The organism is Paenibacillus sp. Y412MC10, assembly GCF_000024685.1.
GTDB lineage: Bacteria > Bacillota > Bacilli > Paenibacillales > Paenibacillaceae > Paenibacillus_AQ > Paenibacillus_AQ lautus_A.
The window spans coordinates 5,287,927-5,304,228 of the sequence record NC_013406.1 but is presented as its reverse complement, the minus strand read 5'-3'; the positions used below and the strand labels follow the sequence as shown (position 1 = coordinate 5,304,228).

General features: G+C 52.0%; 12 protein-coding genes. 8 read left to right on the top strand and 4 right to left on the bottom strand.

Features of this window, described 5'->3' with window-relative positions; translation table 11 throughout:
* The first annotated feature begins 53 nt into the window (after positions 1–53).
* Positions 54–974: an NADP-dependent oxidoreductase gene (locus tag GYMC10_RS23170; RefSeq protein WP_015736769.1), complete on the top strand. Its 921-nt coding sequence runs from the start codon at positions 54–56 to the stop codon at positions 972–974.
* Positions 975–1,257: 283 nt separating this feature from the next.
* Positions 1,258–2,163 carry a DUF4097 family beta strand repeat-containing protein gene (locus GYMC10_RS23165; protein ID WP_015736768.1) on the top strand — a complete coding sequence of 302 codons (906 nt, stop codon included), beginning with the start codon at positions 1,258–1,260 and terminating at the stop codon, positions 2,161–2,163.
* A gap of 87 nt (positions 2,164–2,250) precedes the next feature.
* Here GYMC10_RS23165 and GYMC10_RS23160 read toward each other — a convergent pair whose 3' ends face one another.
* The 3 genes from GYMC10_RS23160 to GYMC10_RS23150 form a co-directional block, all read right to left on the bottom strand.
* The gene (locus GYMC10_RS23160) at positions 2,251–2,952 is read right to left on the bottom strand and encodes a MerR family transcriptional regulator (RefSeq protein ID WP_015736767.1); all 702 of its coding nucleotides are present in this window, start codon (positions 2,950–2,952) and stop codon (positions 2,251–2,253) included.
* 130 nt (positions 2,953–3,082) lie between these two features.
* A complete protein-coding gene (locus tag GYMC10_RS23155) occupies positions 3,083–3,949 on the bottom strand; it encodes an alpha/beta fold hydrolase (protein ID WP_015736766.1) in 867 nt (288 codons plus the stop codon).
* Between the two features lie 203 nt (positions 3,950–4,152).
* Complete coding sequence (locus GYMC10_RS23150) at positions 4,153–4,776, bottom strand: CGNR zinc finger domain-containing protein (protein WP_015736765.1); 624 nt, start codon at positions 4,774–4,776, stop codon at positions 4,153–4,155.
* A gap of 232 nt (positions 4,777–5,008) precedes the next feature.
* On the opposite strand from GYMC10_RS23150, the gene uvrA reads away from it, so the two are divergent.
* The 4 genes from uvrA (at position 5,009) to GYMC10_RS23130 (ending at position 11,128) form a co-directional block, all read left to right on the top strand.
* Entirely contained in the window at positions 5,009–7,510 is a 2,502-nt protein-coding gene (uvrA, locus tag GYMC10_RS23145) for an excinuclease ABC subunit UvrA (RefSeq protein WP_015736764.1), read from the top strand.
* A gap of 29 nt (positions 7,511–7,539) precedes the next feature.
* A complete protein-coding gene (locus GYMC10_RS23140; protein WP_015736763.1) occupies positions 7,540–9,303 on the top strand; it encodes an ABC transporter ATP-binding protein in 1,764 nt (587 codons plus the stop codon).
* 97 nt (positions 9,304–9,400) lie between these two features.
* Entirely contained in the window at positions 9,401–9,790 is a 390-nt protein-coding gene (locus GYMC10_RS23135) for a tautomerase family protein (RefSeq protein ID WP_015736762.1), read from the top strand.
* 435 nt (positions 9,791–10,225) lie between these two features.
* On the top strand, positions 10,226–11,128 hold the full coding sequence (locus GYMC10_RS23130) for a LysR family transcriptional regulator (RefSeq protein WP_015736761.1): 903 nt from the start codon (positions 10,226–10,228) through the stop codon (positions 11,126–11,128).
* A gap of 258 nt (positions 11,129–11,386) precedes the next feature.
* Here GYMC10_RS23130 and GYMC10_RS23125 read toward each other — a convergent pair whose 3' ends face one another.
* Positions 11,387–12,220: an AraC family transcriptional regulator gene (locus GYMC10_RS23125; RefSeq protein WP_015736760.1), complete on the bottom strand. Its 834-nt coding sequence runs from the start codon at positions 12,218–12,220 to the stop codon at positions 11,387–11,389.
* Between the two features lie 199 nt (positions 12,221–12,419).
* On the opposite strand from GYMC10_RS23125, the gene GYMC10_RS23120 reads away from it, so the two are divergent.
* Both GYMC10_RS23120 and GYMC10_RS23115 read left to right on the top strand, forming a co-directional pair.
* Positions 12,420–14,930, top strand: coding sequence for a M60 family metallopeptidase (locus GYMC10_RS23120; RefSeq protein WP_015736759.1), 2,511 nt, complete (start codon positions 12,420–12,422; stop codon positions 14,928–14,930).
* 165 nt (positions 14,931–15,095) lie between these two features.
* Positions 15,096–16,286, top strand: coding sequence for a glycine C-acetyltransferase (locus GYMC10_RS23115; protein ID WP_015736758.1), 1,191 nt, complete (start codon positions 15,096–15,098; stop codon positions 16,284–16,286).
* Positions 16,287–16,302: the final 16 nt, after the last annotated feature.

Here is a 16,302-nt window from a genome sequence, read left to right as displayed (position 1 = left end):
TTATAGAATGGTCTCAGAAACAAGATCAAGGGATGTATGAAAGGATGATCGATATGAAAGCAGCTGCGTTCAGTACGATTGGACCGCCGGAAGTTTTGCGCGTTATGGACTTCGAAGATCCCAAGGCCGGCAACGGCCAGATAAGAGTTAACATCAAGGCTGCAGGCGTGCAGCCGGCCGACTGCGGAATCAGGGGAAGCGGCTGGGCGCCGCCCGGGGTGACATTGCGGATGCCGCAAATCCTCGGCAACGAATTCGCCGGAACGGTTGATCAGGTAGGAGAGGGAGTGATGGAATTTGAAGTTGGGGATGACGTCATTGGCTGGTCACTACTCGCCTGCTACGCTGAATATGTTGTGGTCAGCGCAGACCAAGTTGTACGGAAACCCGATTCGATGCCATGGGAGGAAGCGGGTGCCTTGACCGCATCAGGGCAAACCGCCCATACGGCACTTGGGATGCTAGGGGTTGGCCATAAGGATACGGTTTTGATTCATGCGGCAGCGGGGGGAGTCGGCTCCTTTGCCGTCCAGATCGCTCGAGCCTGGGGAGCGCGGGTCATCGGGACCGCAAGCGAGCGAAATCATGATTATCTTCGTTCACTGGGCGCCGTTCCCGTTGTTTATGGACCAGGCCTTGTAGACCGGGTCAAGGCTTGCGCCCCCGAGGGAGTGACAGCTGCGCTGGATGCCGCCGGCGAAGAAGCGCTGCGGGCCTCGGTGGCGCTTGTCGGCGACCGGAGCCGCATCGGAACGATCGTGGCCTTCGATCTGGTAGAAGAATTGGGGGTGCGCCCGATCCGCAGCCAGCGCTCCAAGGATCGATTAGCGGAATTGGTTCAAATGTATGAACAAGGGAAGCTGAAAATCCATGTGTCGCAGACGTTCTCGCTGAGCGAAGCGGCGGAAGCGCATCGTGCCGTGGAATCCGGTCATGTTCGGGGAAAGGTCGTGCTGCGGATAGACCAGCCATGAGAACCGCGCATGATTTTAGAGAAAAGGGTTGTTCCAAGAGTAGATCTTTTACTGCAGCAACTTCCTTTTCTTTTTTTTAGCTTTGTCCCCGATTTTCTACCGTTACAAAACCATGATTGAAATTTGGGGGCAACAGCGATTGGAAGAATGATCCGTACGTGCAGCGTCATACAAAAGACGGAGGGGGCGTCCCAGACTAAGGTCCAGGAAGAAACTGGTCCGCGGCAGCGTGTGAACTTTTTCCTCCGCGATATAATGGACATATACATAAACAGGAATGGACGTGGAGGATTTGAAGAGAAAACAGAGCATGCTGGCCGTGAAAATTTCGTCGCTGTTGATATTTGCCGTGCTGGTCGGATGCGACGCTGCCCAAAATGCCGATGAAGCGGTAAACCGGGAGCTTGATAAATTAGCGGAAATCGGGAACATAGCCGGCGAATCAGCGATAGCCATCAGCGATCAAGTAAAGCGGGAAGGGAAGGAGTTCGAATGGACGACGGCTCAGGAAGCCGGCGCAGCCGAGGGACTGGTCATCGACCATGCCGTAGGCAATATCGAGCTTATCGCGGCATCCGGTAACGAGATCAACGTGAAAACAACCGTGTGGTTCAACGAAAGTTTTTTCAAGAACGATAACATTCGCACCCAGGTGACGGAGCAGGCCGCTACCTCCTTGACGCTCCAGGACGGCATGCTGGAATTAAGGACGCATCCAAGAGACGACTCCGGCATTAGCCTGTGGGATTGGTCGCAGAAGCAGTTCGGCGATTCCGGATTCATGATTGATTATGTGATCGAGGTACCGGAAGCCCTGCAGAATATCCGTATCAAAAATGATGTCGGGAAGGTAAGGGTGAACGAGTTGAAGGGGGCTTTCGAGCTGCAGCTGGGAGCCGGGGAAGTTCAGCTCAACCAAACGGAAATCACGGGCAGCTCCAGGATCGTATCCGAAGCGGGGAGCATCAAGCTGGATATTGGGCAGATCGACCCGGACGGCTCGCTGACGGCCAACACATCGGCAGGCAGCATCACCGCTGCGTTCGCGCCGTCCATGAAATATACGCTGGATACCGAAACCGAGCTGGGACAGATTACAGGAGCAAGCCGGGGACAGAGCGACGTTAACGGCGGCGGAGCGAAAATATCCCTGACGACCTCGGTCGGTTCCATCAAGGTTAATCCATAAGCGGCACATACACACAAACAAACCCGGATGAGGCTCCGGGTTTGTTTTTTTGTTACAGCAATAACCAATGTGCGAATGGATAGCGGATTACATTAACTTCAATACTTGGCACAATTGATATAAGTAGTGCACGCCGCGTATCTGGTTATGATTGAGGTGATTGAGGTACACCAGCGTGTCCTTGAGCACCCGTCTGGCGTTATGAACCTGATGATGCTCGAGCTCATGCAGGACGTCCTTGATGACTTCAAGCGGGTAATTGGCTGAGCGGAGAATCCGAATGATCATAATCTGCCGGATTTGGGCACCATCGAATTTCCGGTAGCCGTTATCCTGATCCCGCGGCAGGATAAGGACGCCTTCCTTCTCCCAATGGCGGATGGCCGAGGTGGGAACGCCGATCTCGGCCGCAACCTCCCCGATGGTCAGCTCTTTCTTGCGGCCTCGGGCATCGACTGCGTCAAGCTGCTCCGTTTCCAGAATGCGGATGGTCCGCTCCGCAAGGATTTTATCCTGCTGGAGGCGGGCTTGCACCTCGCTTACGATCCAGAGCGCATCATCCAGCTCCCTTTCCAGCAGCTTCTTCATGACTCGCTTCGTCACGTCTACGCCGAAACCGGGAAACATGGCGCGGATGCACTCGAAATAAGCGGCATGCTCCTCGGTATATAACCGGTAGCCGTTCGGCGCACGCTCGGCAGGAGGGACAATTCCCCATTTCTCATAGTGCTTGAGCGCACTTGTGGTAATCCCGAGTTTCTTGGCGATATCAATCGGTCGGATGCCCATGATGTCCCCCCTACTTCATCCGGATCTGCCTGAATCCTTACTTATTGGGGGATTGTATCATGAAGTGCGTTTCCGAGAAAAGACGGATGAAAAAATAACCTGTCACCTTGGGTTTGAATCATGCTCAGAATCATTGCCGTTCCAAAAATGCCCGGATGTATTGAACGATTTCCGGTCCATGGGATTCCAGTGCAAAATGACCGGCACCCTTCAGAAGATGCAGCTCGGCATGAGGCAAATCACGCAGATACGGATGGGCTCCGTTCTCAGGGAAGATGTGGTCGCCTTGCCCCCACACAATCAGGGTTGGCGGCTGAGCATTGCGGAAATATTGCTGCCAAGCCGGATACAAGGGAGGATTCGATCCGTAATCCAGGAACAAATCCAGTTGAATATCCTGGTTGCCGGGACGGTCGAGCAGCGCTTGATCCAAGGTATAAGTGTCCGGGCTGATGAGGGAGGCGTCATCGACTCCATGCGTATACTGCCACTTCGTTGCCTCGATGCTGGTAAGCCAGCGCAGAGCCTCACGTTTATCCGGGTTTGCCGGATCTTCCCAGTAAGCTTTAATGGGATTCCAGAATTCTTCGAGTCCCTCATCGTAGGCGTTCCCGTTCTGAATGATCAGGCCTCGGATCCGCTCGGGATGTCGCGCCGCGATCCGGAACCCGACGGGAGCACCATAGTCCATCAAGTACATATAGAAGGTCTGGATATTTAATTGTGCCAGCAATTCTTCGATGAGCTGACTGAAATGGTCAAAGCTGTAACGGAACTGATCATGGTCTGGCGCGCTGCTGTAACCAAATCCCGGATAATCAGGTGCGATCACATGATACTGATCGGCAAGGGACGGAATCAATTGACGATACATATGGCTGGAAGTCGGGAAACCATGCAGCAGTAATACGACAGGCGAGCCGGGAGCTCCTGCTTCACGGTAAAAAATGTCCAAACCGTTGATTTGAGCCGTATGATACTGGATTTTATGTTCCATTGGATAAACGCCTCCTTGAATACCTGCGATTTTTTTATGAAGCGATTGCTATGTAGATCCTTTTGACTGGTCGTCATTTATTTGTAGAACACTTCCCTCCTTTTTATTAACCATCATAACTCATTTAAGGGTATTATATATCCCGAGTATTAACCTGTAAAGTTTTATTTTGGGTATTAAAAAAGGAATCTTAGACGGTTTATCTAAGATTCCTTCGTTTGTTGTTTCTGACGCTCCAGATAGGCAGCGACCTTCATGCGGTTTCCGCATGTTTTGGGGCTGCACCAGCGCCTTGTGCCGTTTTTGCTATTGTCGTAAAAGCGAAGCACGCACGCCGGATTTTCGCATTTTTTCACCAGCTTCAAGTCATGGGTCGTTAAAAAATCAACGGCAGATGCGGCGATCGGGCTCAGCAGGTCCAGCGGCTTCCGAAAAAGCATCCGGCTTTTGCGGCTGTACGCGCTGTCTTCGGCCACAAGCACGGTACGCATGATTTGCTCCTTCAGCAGCCCGTTGATGAACTGCAGGCTTGCTTCGGTTGAACTCTCGTTCGCACTGCCCGGCTGAATCAGATGAAAGATGTGGTGGCGGAGCAATCTGGCGGACTCCACGATCCGGGCTTCCTCCTCGTTGCCGTTATATACCGCCTTGCGCAGGTTGCGTTCCGCCTCCGACAGCAGGTTCGCCTTCACCATCCAATCCATTAAAGAATCGAAAGTATCCAGCAAATCCAGCGGCTGAGCGTTGACAGCGATCTTGGTATTCACGAAATCCAGCACGGGATGGTTGCCAATAAAATAAAATTCGGGTGCGATTTTTTTCGGCATGGGTACCTCTCCTCTGAACACACGATACGTAGCGTAGATATTTATAGCCTATTATAAAGTCAATTGCGGTGCACAGACAACCAACAGGGCATCAAACATTGTACATAAACCTTAAAGCTCCGTGACGGCTTTCGCCGTTGAAAACAGTGGTGGAGCAACCTTCGCAGGTTTGAAATTTTGTACTTGCATCAATGTTGTAAGATGGGTTTGTAAAATGAAGGAGGTAGGGAAGATGGAAGGAACGATTAAGATTCGCGGTGCCAGGGAGAACAATCTGAAAAATGTTTCGCTTGAGATTCCAAAATACAAACTGGTCGTCATGACAGGTCCGTCCGGCTCGGGCAAGTCTACGCTGGCCATGGATACGCTGCAGCGGGAATGTCAGCGGCAGTACATGGAATCCATGGGCATGGTGTCGGACTCGGTCAGCAAGCCGAAGGTGGATTCGATTGAAGGGCTCTCCCCGTCGATCAGCGTGGGTCAGCACATAACGAACCGGAACCCGAGATCCACCATCGGAACGGTGACGGATATCTACACGCTGCTCCGGATTCTGTTTGCCAAGCTGGGGGAACGAAGCTGTCCTTCCTGCGGCGAGAAGGTGATACCGAGTGTGGACGGAGAAGCCTATCACGGCCCCTCAGACGAGGAAGAGATCAGCGATTCCCACGAGACGGTTCATTGTAGGCGATGCGGGCATGGTCTCGACAAATTGACGATGTCGCATTTTTCCTTTAACAAGCCGGAAGGCGCATGCGAAACGTGCAGCGGACTCGGTCAGACGGTCAGCCTGAACATGGAAGCCGTGTTCCAGCTTGATTTGAGCCTAAGAGACGGCGGGGTGGCAATATGGTACAGCGCTCTCACCGATTATAACATCAGCATTCTGAAAGCAGCAGCCAAGTATTACGGGTTTGTGTTCGATGAGTTTATGCCGCTTCGGGATTATGGCGACGTTCAGCGCGATCTCCTGTACTATGGCGTGGAGAGCGAGCCGTTCAGCCGGCATTTTCCTGACGTGAAGCCGCCGAAGTCCGTAGGACAAGGCAAGTACGAGGGCGTAGTCACCGGAATATGGAGAAGGTACCGGGAGAAGGGGAGCGAGTCCGGGGAAGCGGCCCTGTTTCATGAGCATGTCTGTCCGGATTGCCACGGAACGAAGCTGAAGGAGGACAGCCGCCGCGTCCGGATTGACGGCGTCTCCATTAACGAAGTTAACGCATGGTCGATCGGGGAAGCGCTGAATTGGATGGAGGCGCTGCTGAAGAAGCTGACGGCGGACCAATTAACGATCGTGGAACCGCTCATTTATGATTCTGTCGTGAGACTAAAGCGCATCATGGATGTCGGGCTGGGTTACATGTCCATGGAGAGGCAGGTCGTCACGATGTCGGGCGGGGAAGCTCAGAGGCTTCGGCTCGCATCGATTCTGGGCTCCGGCCTCACGGGCGTGCTGTACATTTTGGACGAACCGACGACGGGTTTGCATCCCAAAGATACCAGGGGGCTTATCCAGGTTCTGAAACAACTGAGGGATCTCGGCAACACGGTGCTTGTCATCGAGCATGACGAAGAAGTGATGCGGGCCGCCGATCATATCATTGATATCGGACCGGCTGCGGGAACGATGGGCGGCACGGTCGTCGGTCAAGGAACGCTGGAGGAATTGATAGGGAATCCCGAGTCCGTGACCGGATCGTATTTCCGGGATCCCACGATGCTGGCGGCTCCGACTCGGCGCAGGACCGGAAACGGCAGCCTGCTGACGATCGAGGATGCACATCTGAGAAATCTGAAACATATTACGACCTCTTTCCCGCTAGGCTGTCTTATATCCGTGACAGGCGTATCGGGATCTGGTAAATCCACGCTTTTATTCGATCTTCTGGCGGAATCCGGAAGCGATCAATCAACTCCAATCGGCTGCAAAGCCATCACGGGCTGGGAATCGGTGGGACAGCTGATCAAGGTTGACCAATCGCCGGTATCCCGAATGCAGCGCTCTAACATTGCTACCTATACGGATGTTTACACTCATATCAGAAACTGGTACGCCAGCTTGCCGGAAGCTAAACAGAATCATTTAACGGCCAAGCACTTCTCCTTTAATACGCAAGGCGGGCGCTGTGAGACATGCCAAGGCCTTGGCGTCGTGTCCGTGCATATGCACTTTCTGCCGGAGCTGGAAGTACGCTGCCCGGACTGCAAGGGCAAGCGCTTCAAGGAAGAGGTTCTCCGCGTGACTTTTAACGGTTACACCATCTCCGATATTTTGGACATGACGATTGGGGAAAGTCTTGCCCTTCTGGAAGTGAAGCCAAAGATCATGGAATTGACCCGGCTGCTCTGCGATGTCGGACTTGGATATTTGAAGTGGGGACAATCGGTGAGCACCCTGTCGGGCGGCGAGGGACAACGGATCAAATTGGCAAAGGAACTGAGTAAAAAAACGAAAAACCACACGCTCTATTTGCTGGACGAACCCTCGACAGGGCTTCACCCTGGAGACGTCAGGCAGCTTCTCGTCCTGTTAAACCGTTTGGTGGATGCGGGGAACACCGTGATGTTGGTTGAGCACAATCTGGACCTGATCTGGAATTCCGATTGGATCATCGATATCGGGCCTGGCGGGGGAGCAGCTGGCGGATCCCTGGTGGCGACAGGAACGCCCGAAGAAGTGGCTGCAGTGGAAGCCTCCTTTACCGGCCGCTTTATCAAAGAAATCTATATGTGACGGGTTGAACGAGAAGGGAGGAAGTTTGAATGGAGCAAACCGTAGATGAGAAAGGCAAGGTAACAAAAACCACGGTTCGATATTTTATCCAGCTGCTGCGTTCTTCGGGCATTCCGAAGCTGATGCTCTTTCTGGCAATCGTATTAAGTTTGGTCGGGGCGGTGACGGGACTTATCGTCCCGCTCATCACCGGCCAGCTCATCGATAATTTCGCCGCAGATGCGTTTAATATTGGCATGGTCGGCTTTCTGGCCGTCCTGTTCCTGCTGGAAGCCGTGGCCAGCGGACTTTCGTATTATATGCTTGCCTATGTCGGGAACCAGACGGTGAACAAAATTCGAAAACGGCTTTGGACGAAGGTGCTGGCCCTGCCGGTTCCGTTCTTCGACAAGCATCGCTCGGCTGAGACGATGAGCCGTGTGACCAACGATACGAATGAAGTAAAGACGCTGATCACGGATCATCTGATCGCTTTTTGCTCGAATCTGCTGACCGTTCTGGGGGCTGTTGCGATCCTGTTTTACCTGGATTGGCGGATGACCCTCATCATCCTGATTGCCGTTCCGGTCGGGTTCGGCATTTTGATGCCCATCGGCGGAAAAATGTACAAAATCTCCATCAGCATGTATGGACAGCTGGCCCAGCTGTCCGCCATGCTGACCCAGGTGATCGGCGAGATCAGGCTGGTGAAAGCCTCCAATGCAGAGCGGAGGGAGGAGAAAAGCGGGTATGAGGATATGGACAGCCTGTACCGTTTCGGCATGAAGGAAGCCAAGATTAACTCGGTTCTGATTCCGTTGATGTCGATGGTCATGGTCGTTCTGCTGGTGGTCATCATCGGATACGGCGGCGTTCGCGTTTCTTCCGGTGCGCTCAGCGCAGGCGAGCTGGTATCGTTTATCCTGCTGCTCTTCCAAATCATGTTTCCTTTCAGCCAGTTCGCCACGTTTTACTCCCAGCTCCAGAAGGTGATGGCGGCAACCGAGAGATTGCGGCTTATCCTTGAATTCGAACCGGAGAGCGATCATCGTGCGGTGCGGTCGGCACCGGAAGGTCATCGGGACGTTGAATTCAAAAAGGTTACGTTTGCTTACCATGAAGGTGAAACCATTCTGTCCGACGTAACCTTTTCCATTCCAGCCAAGAAGGTTACTGCCCTGGTCGGGCCCAGCGGCAGCGGCAAAACCACGGTATTCTCCTTGATTGAGCGGTTCTATGCGCCATCCGGCGGGGAAATTTGCTTCGGTTCGGAAGCGATCCGCGATTATACGCTGGAGTCCTGGCGGCGAAAGCTCGGATATGTGTCCCAGGACAGCCCGCTCATGACCGGAACGATTCGGGACAATATCATCTATGGGCGGGAGGAGCCGGTCTCCGACGAGGAGATTGCGGAAGCAGCGCGGCTCGCGTACGCGGAAGGGTTTATCGAGGCCTTGCCGAGAGGGTACAACACGGAGGTTGGCGAGCGGGGTATCCAGTTATCCGGAGGTCAGCGCCAACGGGTCGCGATTGCAAGGGCTTTGCTGCGGAAGCCGGACATCCTGCTGCTGGATGAAGCGACGGCAAGCCTGGACAGCGACTCCGAGCACGAAGTGCAGAAGGCGCTGAACAATCTGATGGTGGAACGAACGACCGTGGTCATCGCGCACCGGTTATCGACGGTCGTCAAGGCGGACCAGATTATTGTGCTTGAGAAGGGTCATATTACGGGAAGCGGCACGCATGAAGAATTGATCCGAAGCCATCCGTCCTATGTCGAGTGGGCGAAGAAGCAGTTCCAGACCGGGGAATAGGGACGGGGCAGGAAGGATTATTTACTGCCTGAAACGAATATAACGACAAGGTGACATAGCCTTTAGTTTAGATGAGATTAGAGGAGATGAGCAGAGCATGGCACAGATCAAAATTTACGGCGTCCGGGAGCGGCTGAACCCGGTGAAGGAGCAGCTGTCGGAAGTGATACATTCGTGCGTGGTAGACGCATTTGAACTTCCGGCGGATAAGAAATTTCATCGTTTTTTTCCCATGAGTCGGGAGGATTTCTACTTCCCTGACGGGAGAACTGATCGTTACACGGTGATCGAGATCAGCATATTTGAAGGCCGGACGGTGGAGGCTAAGAAACAGCTGATTCGATTGCTGTTTGAACGGATTCAGCAAACGCTGCATGTCTCTTCCCAGGACGTGGAGATTACGATTTTCGAAACGCCGCAGCACAACTGGGGAATCCGTGGGCTTCCCGGGGATGAACTGGCTTTAGGGTATAAGGTGAATATTTAGAGGCTTAGCTAGTATTAACAATTGCAAACAAGCGCTCGATTACCGCTGGCTCCGGAAGCCTGGTGATCGGCGCTTGTTTTTTGTTCATTCGTGTTTATTTACGGTGGCACTCCCGATTTCGTAAGGCGTAACCCCCTAATGTATGAGAAACATCGACAATCCGCCGCGTTTTTTGGATCTGATATAGATGTTCCACCAGATCACTTCTTATGATGGAAACGGGTTATAATGGTTCTAAAGTTGATACAGCAGTCTCCAAACCGATTGGTGCTTTCGATTGCTAGCCGGATTCCATCTGCTCACGGTGATCCATCCAAGTACAAAGCGAACCTTGGCAGGGTCGGTGTTTCTGTATTTCTGCCTCTGTAGCATGAATAGCAGCAGATATGATGTACGAGTGTTTTTTGAACATGAAGTATAAAAGGGGGAATCACATTGACCTTACAACAATTAAAGTACGCCATCGAAGTTGCCAATCGTGGTTCCATGAACGAGGCGGCCAAACGACTATTTATTTCCCAGCCCAGCCTGTCCAACGCGATCAAGGATCTGGAGGAAGAGCTTCGCATTACGATATTCGAGCGGACGAACAAAGGAATATCCTTGTCCAAAGAAGGCGCGGAGTTTCTCGGCTATGCGCGGCAGGTGGTGGAGCAGGCAGAGCTTCTGGAAGGGCGTTATCTGAACGCAAAGCCTTCCCCGCAGCATTTTTCGGTATCCACGCAGCACTACGCCTTTGCGGTCAATGCCTTCGTGAAGCTGGTCCAGGAATACGGGCAGGATGAGTACGAATTGGCGCTGAGAGAGACGAAGACCTACGAAATCATCCAGGACGTCAAAACCCTGCGCAGCGAGATCGGCATTCTCTACCTGAACGAATTCAATGCCAAGGTGATCAACAAGCTGCTGAAGGATGCAGGGCTTCAGTTTACCAGCTTGTTTACGGCGAGCCCGCATATTTTTATTAGCATCAAAAATCCGCTGGCCAAGCAGTCCATCGTGACCATTGACGAGCTTCAGAATTATCCGTATTTATCCTTCGAGCAGGGGGAATACAATTCGTTCCACTTCTCGGAGGAAATCCTCAGCACGCTGTCTCACAAAAAAAGCATCCGGGTCAATGACCGTGCAACCCTGTTCAATCTGCTGATCGGTCTGAACGGGTATACCATTTCGACCGGGGTGCTGAGCGCCGACCTGAACGGGAACGAGATTATTCCGGTTCCGCTCGCCTGCGATGAGACGATCAACGTTGGATGGATCAGCCATAAAAACGCGACCCTGTCCAAGCTTGCCGCAGCTTACGTCGAGGCGCTGCATGAAGCGATTGCCACTTGAATTTGCGGATATAGCTTCCGGCCATCGCTAGCCTGATTATTACGGCTCACGAATGGCGCGGCAACAATCATACCACATGGGTGGGCTTCATCCGGCGGATACGAGTCTGTGGCCGAGCATCTATACGGCATAGCAGCAAATGGGAGAAACTGAGTTTCCTTAAAGAGACCGCGGACGAAATAGGGAAATAAGTTGTCACTTCTTCATCTCCCTGGGAGTATCGGAATCACATTCCGGAACATCCCAGGGAGATTTTTATTAGCGGTTCGACATGATCTGGTTACGGAATTCCCCTGGCGACATGTTGGTGAACTGCTTGAATACCCGGCATAAATAATGGACCTCCATCCCCACCTGCCTCCCGATTTCCTCCAGCGTCAAATCCGTGGTCATCAATAGACCCTTTGTTTTCTCGATCCTGACTTTAATAATATATTGCACGGGTGTCATCTTCATTTTGGATTTGAAGAAGCGGATGAAATAGTTGGGATTATAATGGATAAGTCCTGCCAGCTGTTCCACGCTGACGTTATCGTTGATGTGCTCCTCGATATACTGGAATACCGTGTTCAGCTTCTGCATATCAGGCAGCATGGACAGCGAGATTTGGCGATCGGGAACGATATCAAGATAATGTCGGACAAGCTTCATCAGTATTTCGTTCCTTTGCAATGGGGCGGTCCAAGCGCTGCTCCGATAGGCATCGATCAATTCCTTGAATAACTGCTCCATATATGACTCGTCCGGCACATCCAGCACGTGGGGAAGATGAATTAGCTGAAACAAGTTCAGGGTGTCCACCTTGGCGGTAAAATGGCACCAGAACTTCCTGTAGGTATTGTCGTTGACGACAGAGATGGAATGAAGCGATCCGGCCGGCATGAGAACGATTTGTCCGGGGGAGGGACGATACTCTTGATCATCGATCTTAATCCAGCCTTCTCCTTCCCGTATAAAATATAGGGCGTTATAGGACGGCCTCATATTAAAGAAGCGCCAGTTCTGGGACACTTTATCAACCTTGGCAATGGATAAGCGAAGATTCGCGTTAGCCAGGTAATTCTGAATCAACTTCAGGTGGTTAATATCCATTGGCTGCCCCCTACCGGTTGTGTATTTTGGATACATTGATGTGTTTTTTATGCATTTCAAATCCGAGCGGCGTTCATTAAGCTAAAAGTGGAGTTCCTATTCTATGACAAATCCAGGGGGAGGTGTTGACTGTAAAGCTTATGGCAGCTGTGCCATTCCATCCAGATATTAAAGGAAATCAAGGAGGGATCGTAAAGGAATGAAGATAATGAAACGGATTAAAAAATATGCAGTAATCGGGCCTGCAGTATCCTTAATGTTTGCATCTATCGCATCAGCCGAATCTGCCGAATCTGCGGAGATCAGTAAGCATCCGGTAACGGCTTTTTCGCAGGCAGACGTCACCGGACCAACCGAGCTTCAATCATCCGGATTGACTGATGCTCCTTGGTCGGCTGGAACGCCGCTCGACGTGCTTAAGAACGATTTCAGCATATTTTATAAGGATTTGCAAGCGATTCCATATTTCGCTGGCGGCGGTGTTGCTGCAGTAGGGGATGCGGCATTCAATATCAACGTGCCCGATTATATTCCAACGATTTCGGCAGCCCGTTACGGTAAAGGGCGTATCGTTGTCGCCGGGAGCAAGGAGTATTTTAATCTGACTGAGTCGGCGGGGGATACTGCCGGAAAACTGGCCCGGAATATTTTATGGTGGCTGACCGAAGATGCCACCACGAATCAAGGTCAAGGAAACGATCATACGAACCGCTACGAAGATGCATTGAAGAAATCTGGGAAGAAGATTCGATTGATAACTACCTCCGCCGGGTTTGCGGTAAACCCGGATTTGCCCATCGAATTGGTGAAAATCGACAGTTGGGATTCCGTAAACCTGAATCCGCAAAAATACGCGGCAGCCTATGTAGACCATACGATGAAGGAAAAGGATCTGGAAGCGCTGGATCAATATCTACGGTCAGGCGGCGGCATTGTCGTGGCGGATAACCTGAGCGGCATCGAGGGAATAACGCGTGATACCACAGAGGAAATCGTGCTTCAGGTAGGCAATCTGAGGGGAGCCAGGCTGAGCCGTGATTTTGCGATTCAAAAGCTGCTTAACCGGGCTGGGCTGACGCTGATGAACAGAGGTTCGGAGTCAAGTGTGGGCGAATCGGCATTGACCTATGAGCAAGCCAACGATCATCATATCAAGACACGGCTTGCTCAAGGCAAGGAAGTGGAAGAGGGAACGATCACTTACGATCAAATCGATATCGGTCCGCCGGGCACCCCTGCGAACAAAAAACAGGAGCGGCTCTACCATATACTAAACGAGACGCTCGAAACGTTATCCAGCGAATCCCCCCTGAACGCTTGGGCAGATACAGAGGCCGGCAGCCTGCCGCCCGCCGAGTTCCCGATCCAAAAATTTCAGCAGCCCTATACGAATGCGCTGCATAACTTCCGCTTCAGTCATTTTACCTTGGATCCGGCCAACGAGAAATCTCCGTATGCCGACGCATTTCCGGGAGTAGTTTCGGAGGAAGCGGCCATCGTTAACGACCGGGAAGTCGAGGTCGACTTTGATTTCCCCAACACGATGTACACGCACGCCCTTCCGTCGAAAAACTGGATCAGTACCGGATTGTATGCACCCCCCGGTAAAGTCATTACGCTTGAAGTACCGGAAGGCGTGGAGCATTTAACGGTTCAAATCGGTTCGCATGATGACGATTTGAGAGGATCCGGCAAGTGGGAACGAGTTCCGCTTATCGTTAACCACCAGAAGCTGACCCCGGGCATCCATCAAGTTAACAGCCCATATGGTGGACTCATATATCTCATTCCCCTAAAGGCGAAGAATGACTTTCGGGCAACCGTCAAGATCAGCGGGGCGGTGGAAGCACCGTATTACGTGCTTGGCAAGACTACGCTTGAGGAATGGGAGAGAATTCGCACCGGGCCGGTTACCGTCCCTTTCGCGGAGCTTCAAGGCGAACGTATTATCCTGACGGTCCCCTCGGATTTGATTCGCCAAGTAGCCGATCCGGAGGAGTTGATGCGGACGTGGGATGAAATTTACGACAGTTATGATGAACTGGTAGGTCTTGATCCGGACAGGGCGATGCCGCATACCGCCCATCAATTGAATCGTCGTTACGTCGCCGACGGACAGATCTCTTCGGGGGCAATGCATGCGGGATATCCAATCATGCTGCCGTTCAGTTATGCAGCCAACCTGCTGGATGTCCATTATGTAAAAACAAGCGCTTGGGGATTCTGGCATGAACTTGGGCATGAATACCAGCAGCGGACATGGACCTGGAGCGATGTCGGGGAAGTGACCGTTAACCTGTTCTCGCTTTACACCCAAGAAAAGTACGGGAATGCCTCCGAACTATTGAAAGTCGGGAATGACGGCAAGGATTACTACGACCGGGGGATCGCATTTGTTGAGAACAATGACCCGGCAAAAAAATACGGCCAAATCGGCAATTATGAAAGACTGGTGATGTTCAAGCAGCTTCAGCTTGCTTACGGCTGGGAATTCTACACCCGGATATTCGAGACATACCGCGAATTATCTCGCGATGAAATTCAAGGCACGGTCGATACTTTTGCCGTCATAGCTTCTCAAACGGCTGGGGAGGACCTGACTGAATTTTTCGACAAATGGGCAATAGGCCTGACGGATGACGGAAGAGCAAGGATTGCCTCATTGAATTTGCCTGAGCCGCTAGCCGATATTTGGACGTTAAGAGAATAACCATGAATAAGCCATGCTTTCTCGGTTGAGGAAGCATGGTTTTTTTATTTATGCAATATAACATATTTTTGTACAGGATATTGCATGCGCGTGGCTTTTTGCATACAATGGAATGGTAAATGATATGTACGTTAAGATACTTCGGATCCACGGGAGGAATTTCATATGTCCAGTCAATCGTTAAGCGCTTTCTTACAGGATAATCTAACAGAACTCAAGCAGCAAGGACTCTATAATACGATCCAGCCTCTTGAAAGTCCGAATGGTCCGCTTATTACCATTCAGGGTCGTGAATTCGTGAATTTATCTTCCAACAACTATCTGGGTCTGGCGAATGATGAGCGATTGAAAGAAGCGGCCATCCGGGCTACGACCGATTTCGGGACCGGCAGCGGCGCCGTTCGCTCCATTAACGGAACGCTTGCACTTCATGTAGAGCTTGAGGAGAAGCTTGCTCAGTTCAAGGGAACCGAAGCGGTGCTGACCTATCAGTCCGGTTTCAATTGCAATATGGCGGCGATCTCGGCGGTGATGGGTGCCGGGGATGCGATTTTGTCGGATGAGCTGAACCATGCGTCCATTATTGACGGCTGTCGGTTGACCAAGGCGAAGGTTATTCGTTTTAACCATTCGGACATGGACGATTTGCGTTCGAAGGCCCAAGAAGCGAGAGAATCCGGTTTATATAACAAGATTATGGTCATTACCGACGGCGTGTTCTCGATGGACGGCGATATTGCGAAGCTCCCCGAAATCGTGGAGATCGCGGAGACCTATGATCTGATCACTTATGTGGACGATGCGCATGGCTCAGGTGTTCTTGGCGGCGGAGCAGGCACCGTGAAGCATTTCGGATTGTCGGAGCGAGTGGATATCCAGATCGGCACGCTGTCCAAAGCGGTTGGCGTTGTCGGCGGGTATGTTGCCGGATCACGGGATCTGGTCGATTGGCTCAAGGTCCGCAGCCGGCCGTTCCTGTTCTCCACGGCGCTGCCTCCAGGTACCGTGGCCGCTTGCATTACCGCTATCGACATCCTGCAGAACAGCAAAGACCTGCAAATGAAGCTGTGGGAGAACACCCGTTATCTGCAGGAAGGCCTTAATCGTCTTGGCTATTCCGTCGGCCGTACGGAAACGCCGATTACGCCTTGCATTATTGGAGATGAAGCAACCACCCAGAAATTCAGCACCAGATTGTATGAAGAAGGCGTGTATGCCAAATCGATCGTGTTCCCGACGGTGCCAAAAGGCACGGGAAGAGTTCGGAATATGCCAACCGCCATGCATACGAAGGAGATGCTGGATCGCGCACTTTCCGCATATGAAACCATCGGACGCGAGCTGGGTCTGATCTAATAAGGGGGCACAAGTG

Coding starts and splice junctions, on each gene's coding strand:
- GYMC10_RS23125 (WP_015736760.1), bottom strand. CDS start 12,220: ATGGATATTAACCACCTGAAGTTGATTCAGAATTACCTGGCTAACGCG.
- GYMC10_RS23155 (WP_015736766.1), bottom strand. CDS start 3,949: ATGGAACATAAAATCCAGTATCATACGGCTCAAATCAACGGTTTGGAC.
- GYMC10_RS23150 (WP_015736765.1), bottom strand. CDS start 4,776: ATGCCGAAAAAAATCGCACCCGAATTTTATTTTATTGGCAACCATCCC.
- GYMC10_RS23160 (WP_015736767.1), bottom strand. CDS start 2,952: ATGGGCATCCGACCGATTGATATCGCCAAGAAACTCGGGATTACCACA.
- GYMC10_RS23135 (WP_015736762.1), top strand. CDS start 9,401: ATGGCACAGATCAAAATTTACGGCGTCCGGGAGCGGCTGAACCCGGTG.
- GYMC10_RS23140 (WP_015736763.1), top strand. CDS start 7,540: ATGGAGCAAACCGTAGATGAGAAAGGCAAGGTAACAAAAACCACGGTT.
- GYMC10_RS23120 (WP_015736759.1), top strand. CDS start 12,420: ATGAAGATAATGAAACGGATTAAAAAATATGCAGTAATCGGGCCTGCA.
- GYMC10_RS23170 (WP_015736769.1), top strand. CDS start 54: ATGAAAGCAGCTGCGTTCAGTACGATTGGACCGCCGGAAGTTTTGCGC.
- GYMC10_RS23115 (WP_015736758.1), top strand. CDS start 15,096: ATGTCCAGTCAATCGTTAAGCGCTTTCTTACAGGATAATCTAACAGAA.
- uvrA (WP_015736764.1), top strand. CDS start 5,009: ATGGAAGGAACGATTAAGATTCGCGGTGCCAGGGAGAACAATCTGAAA.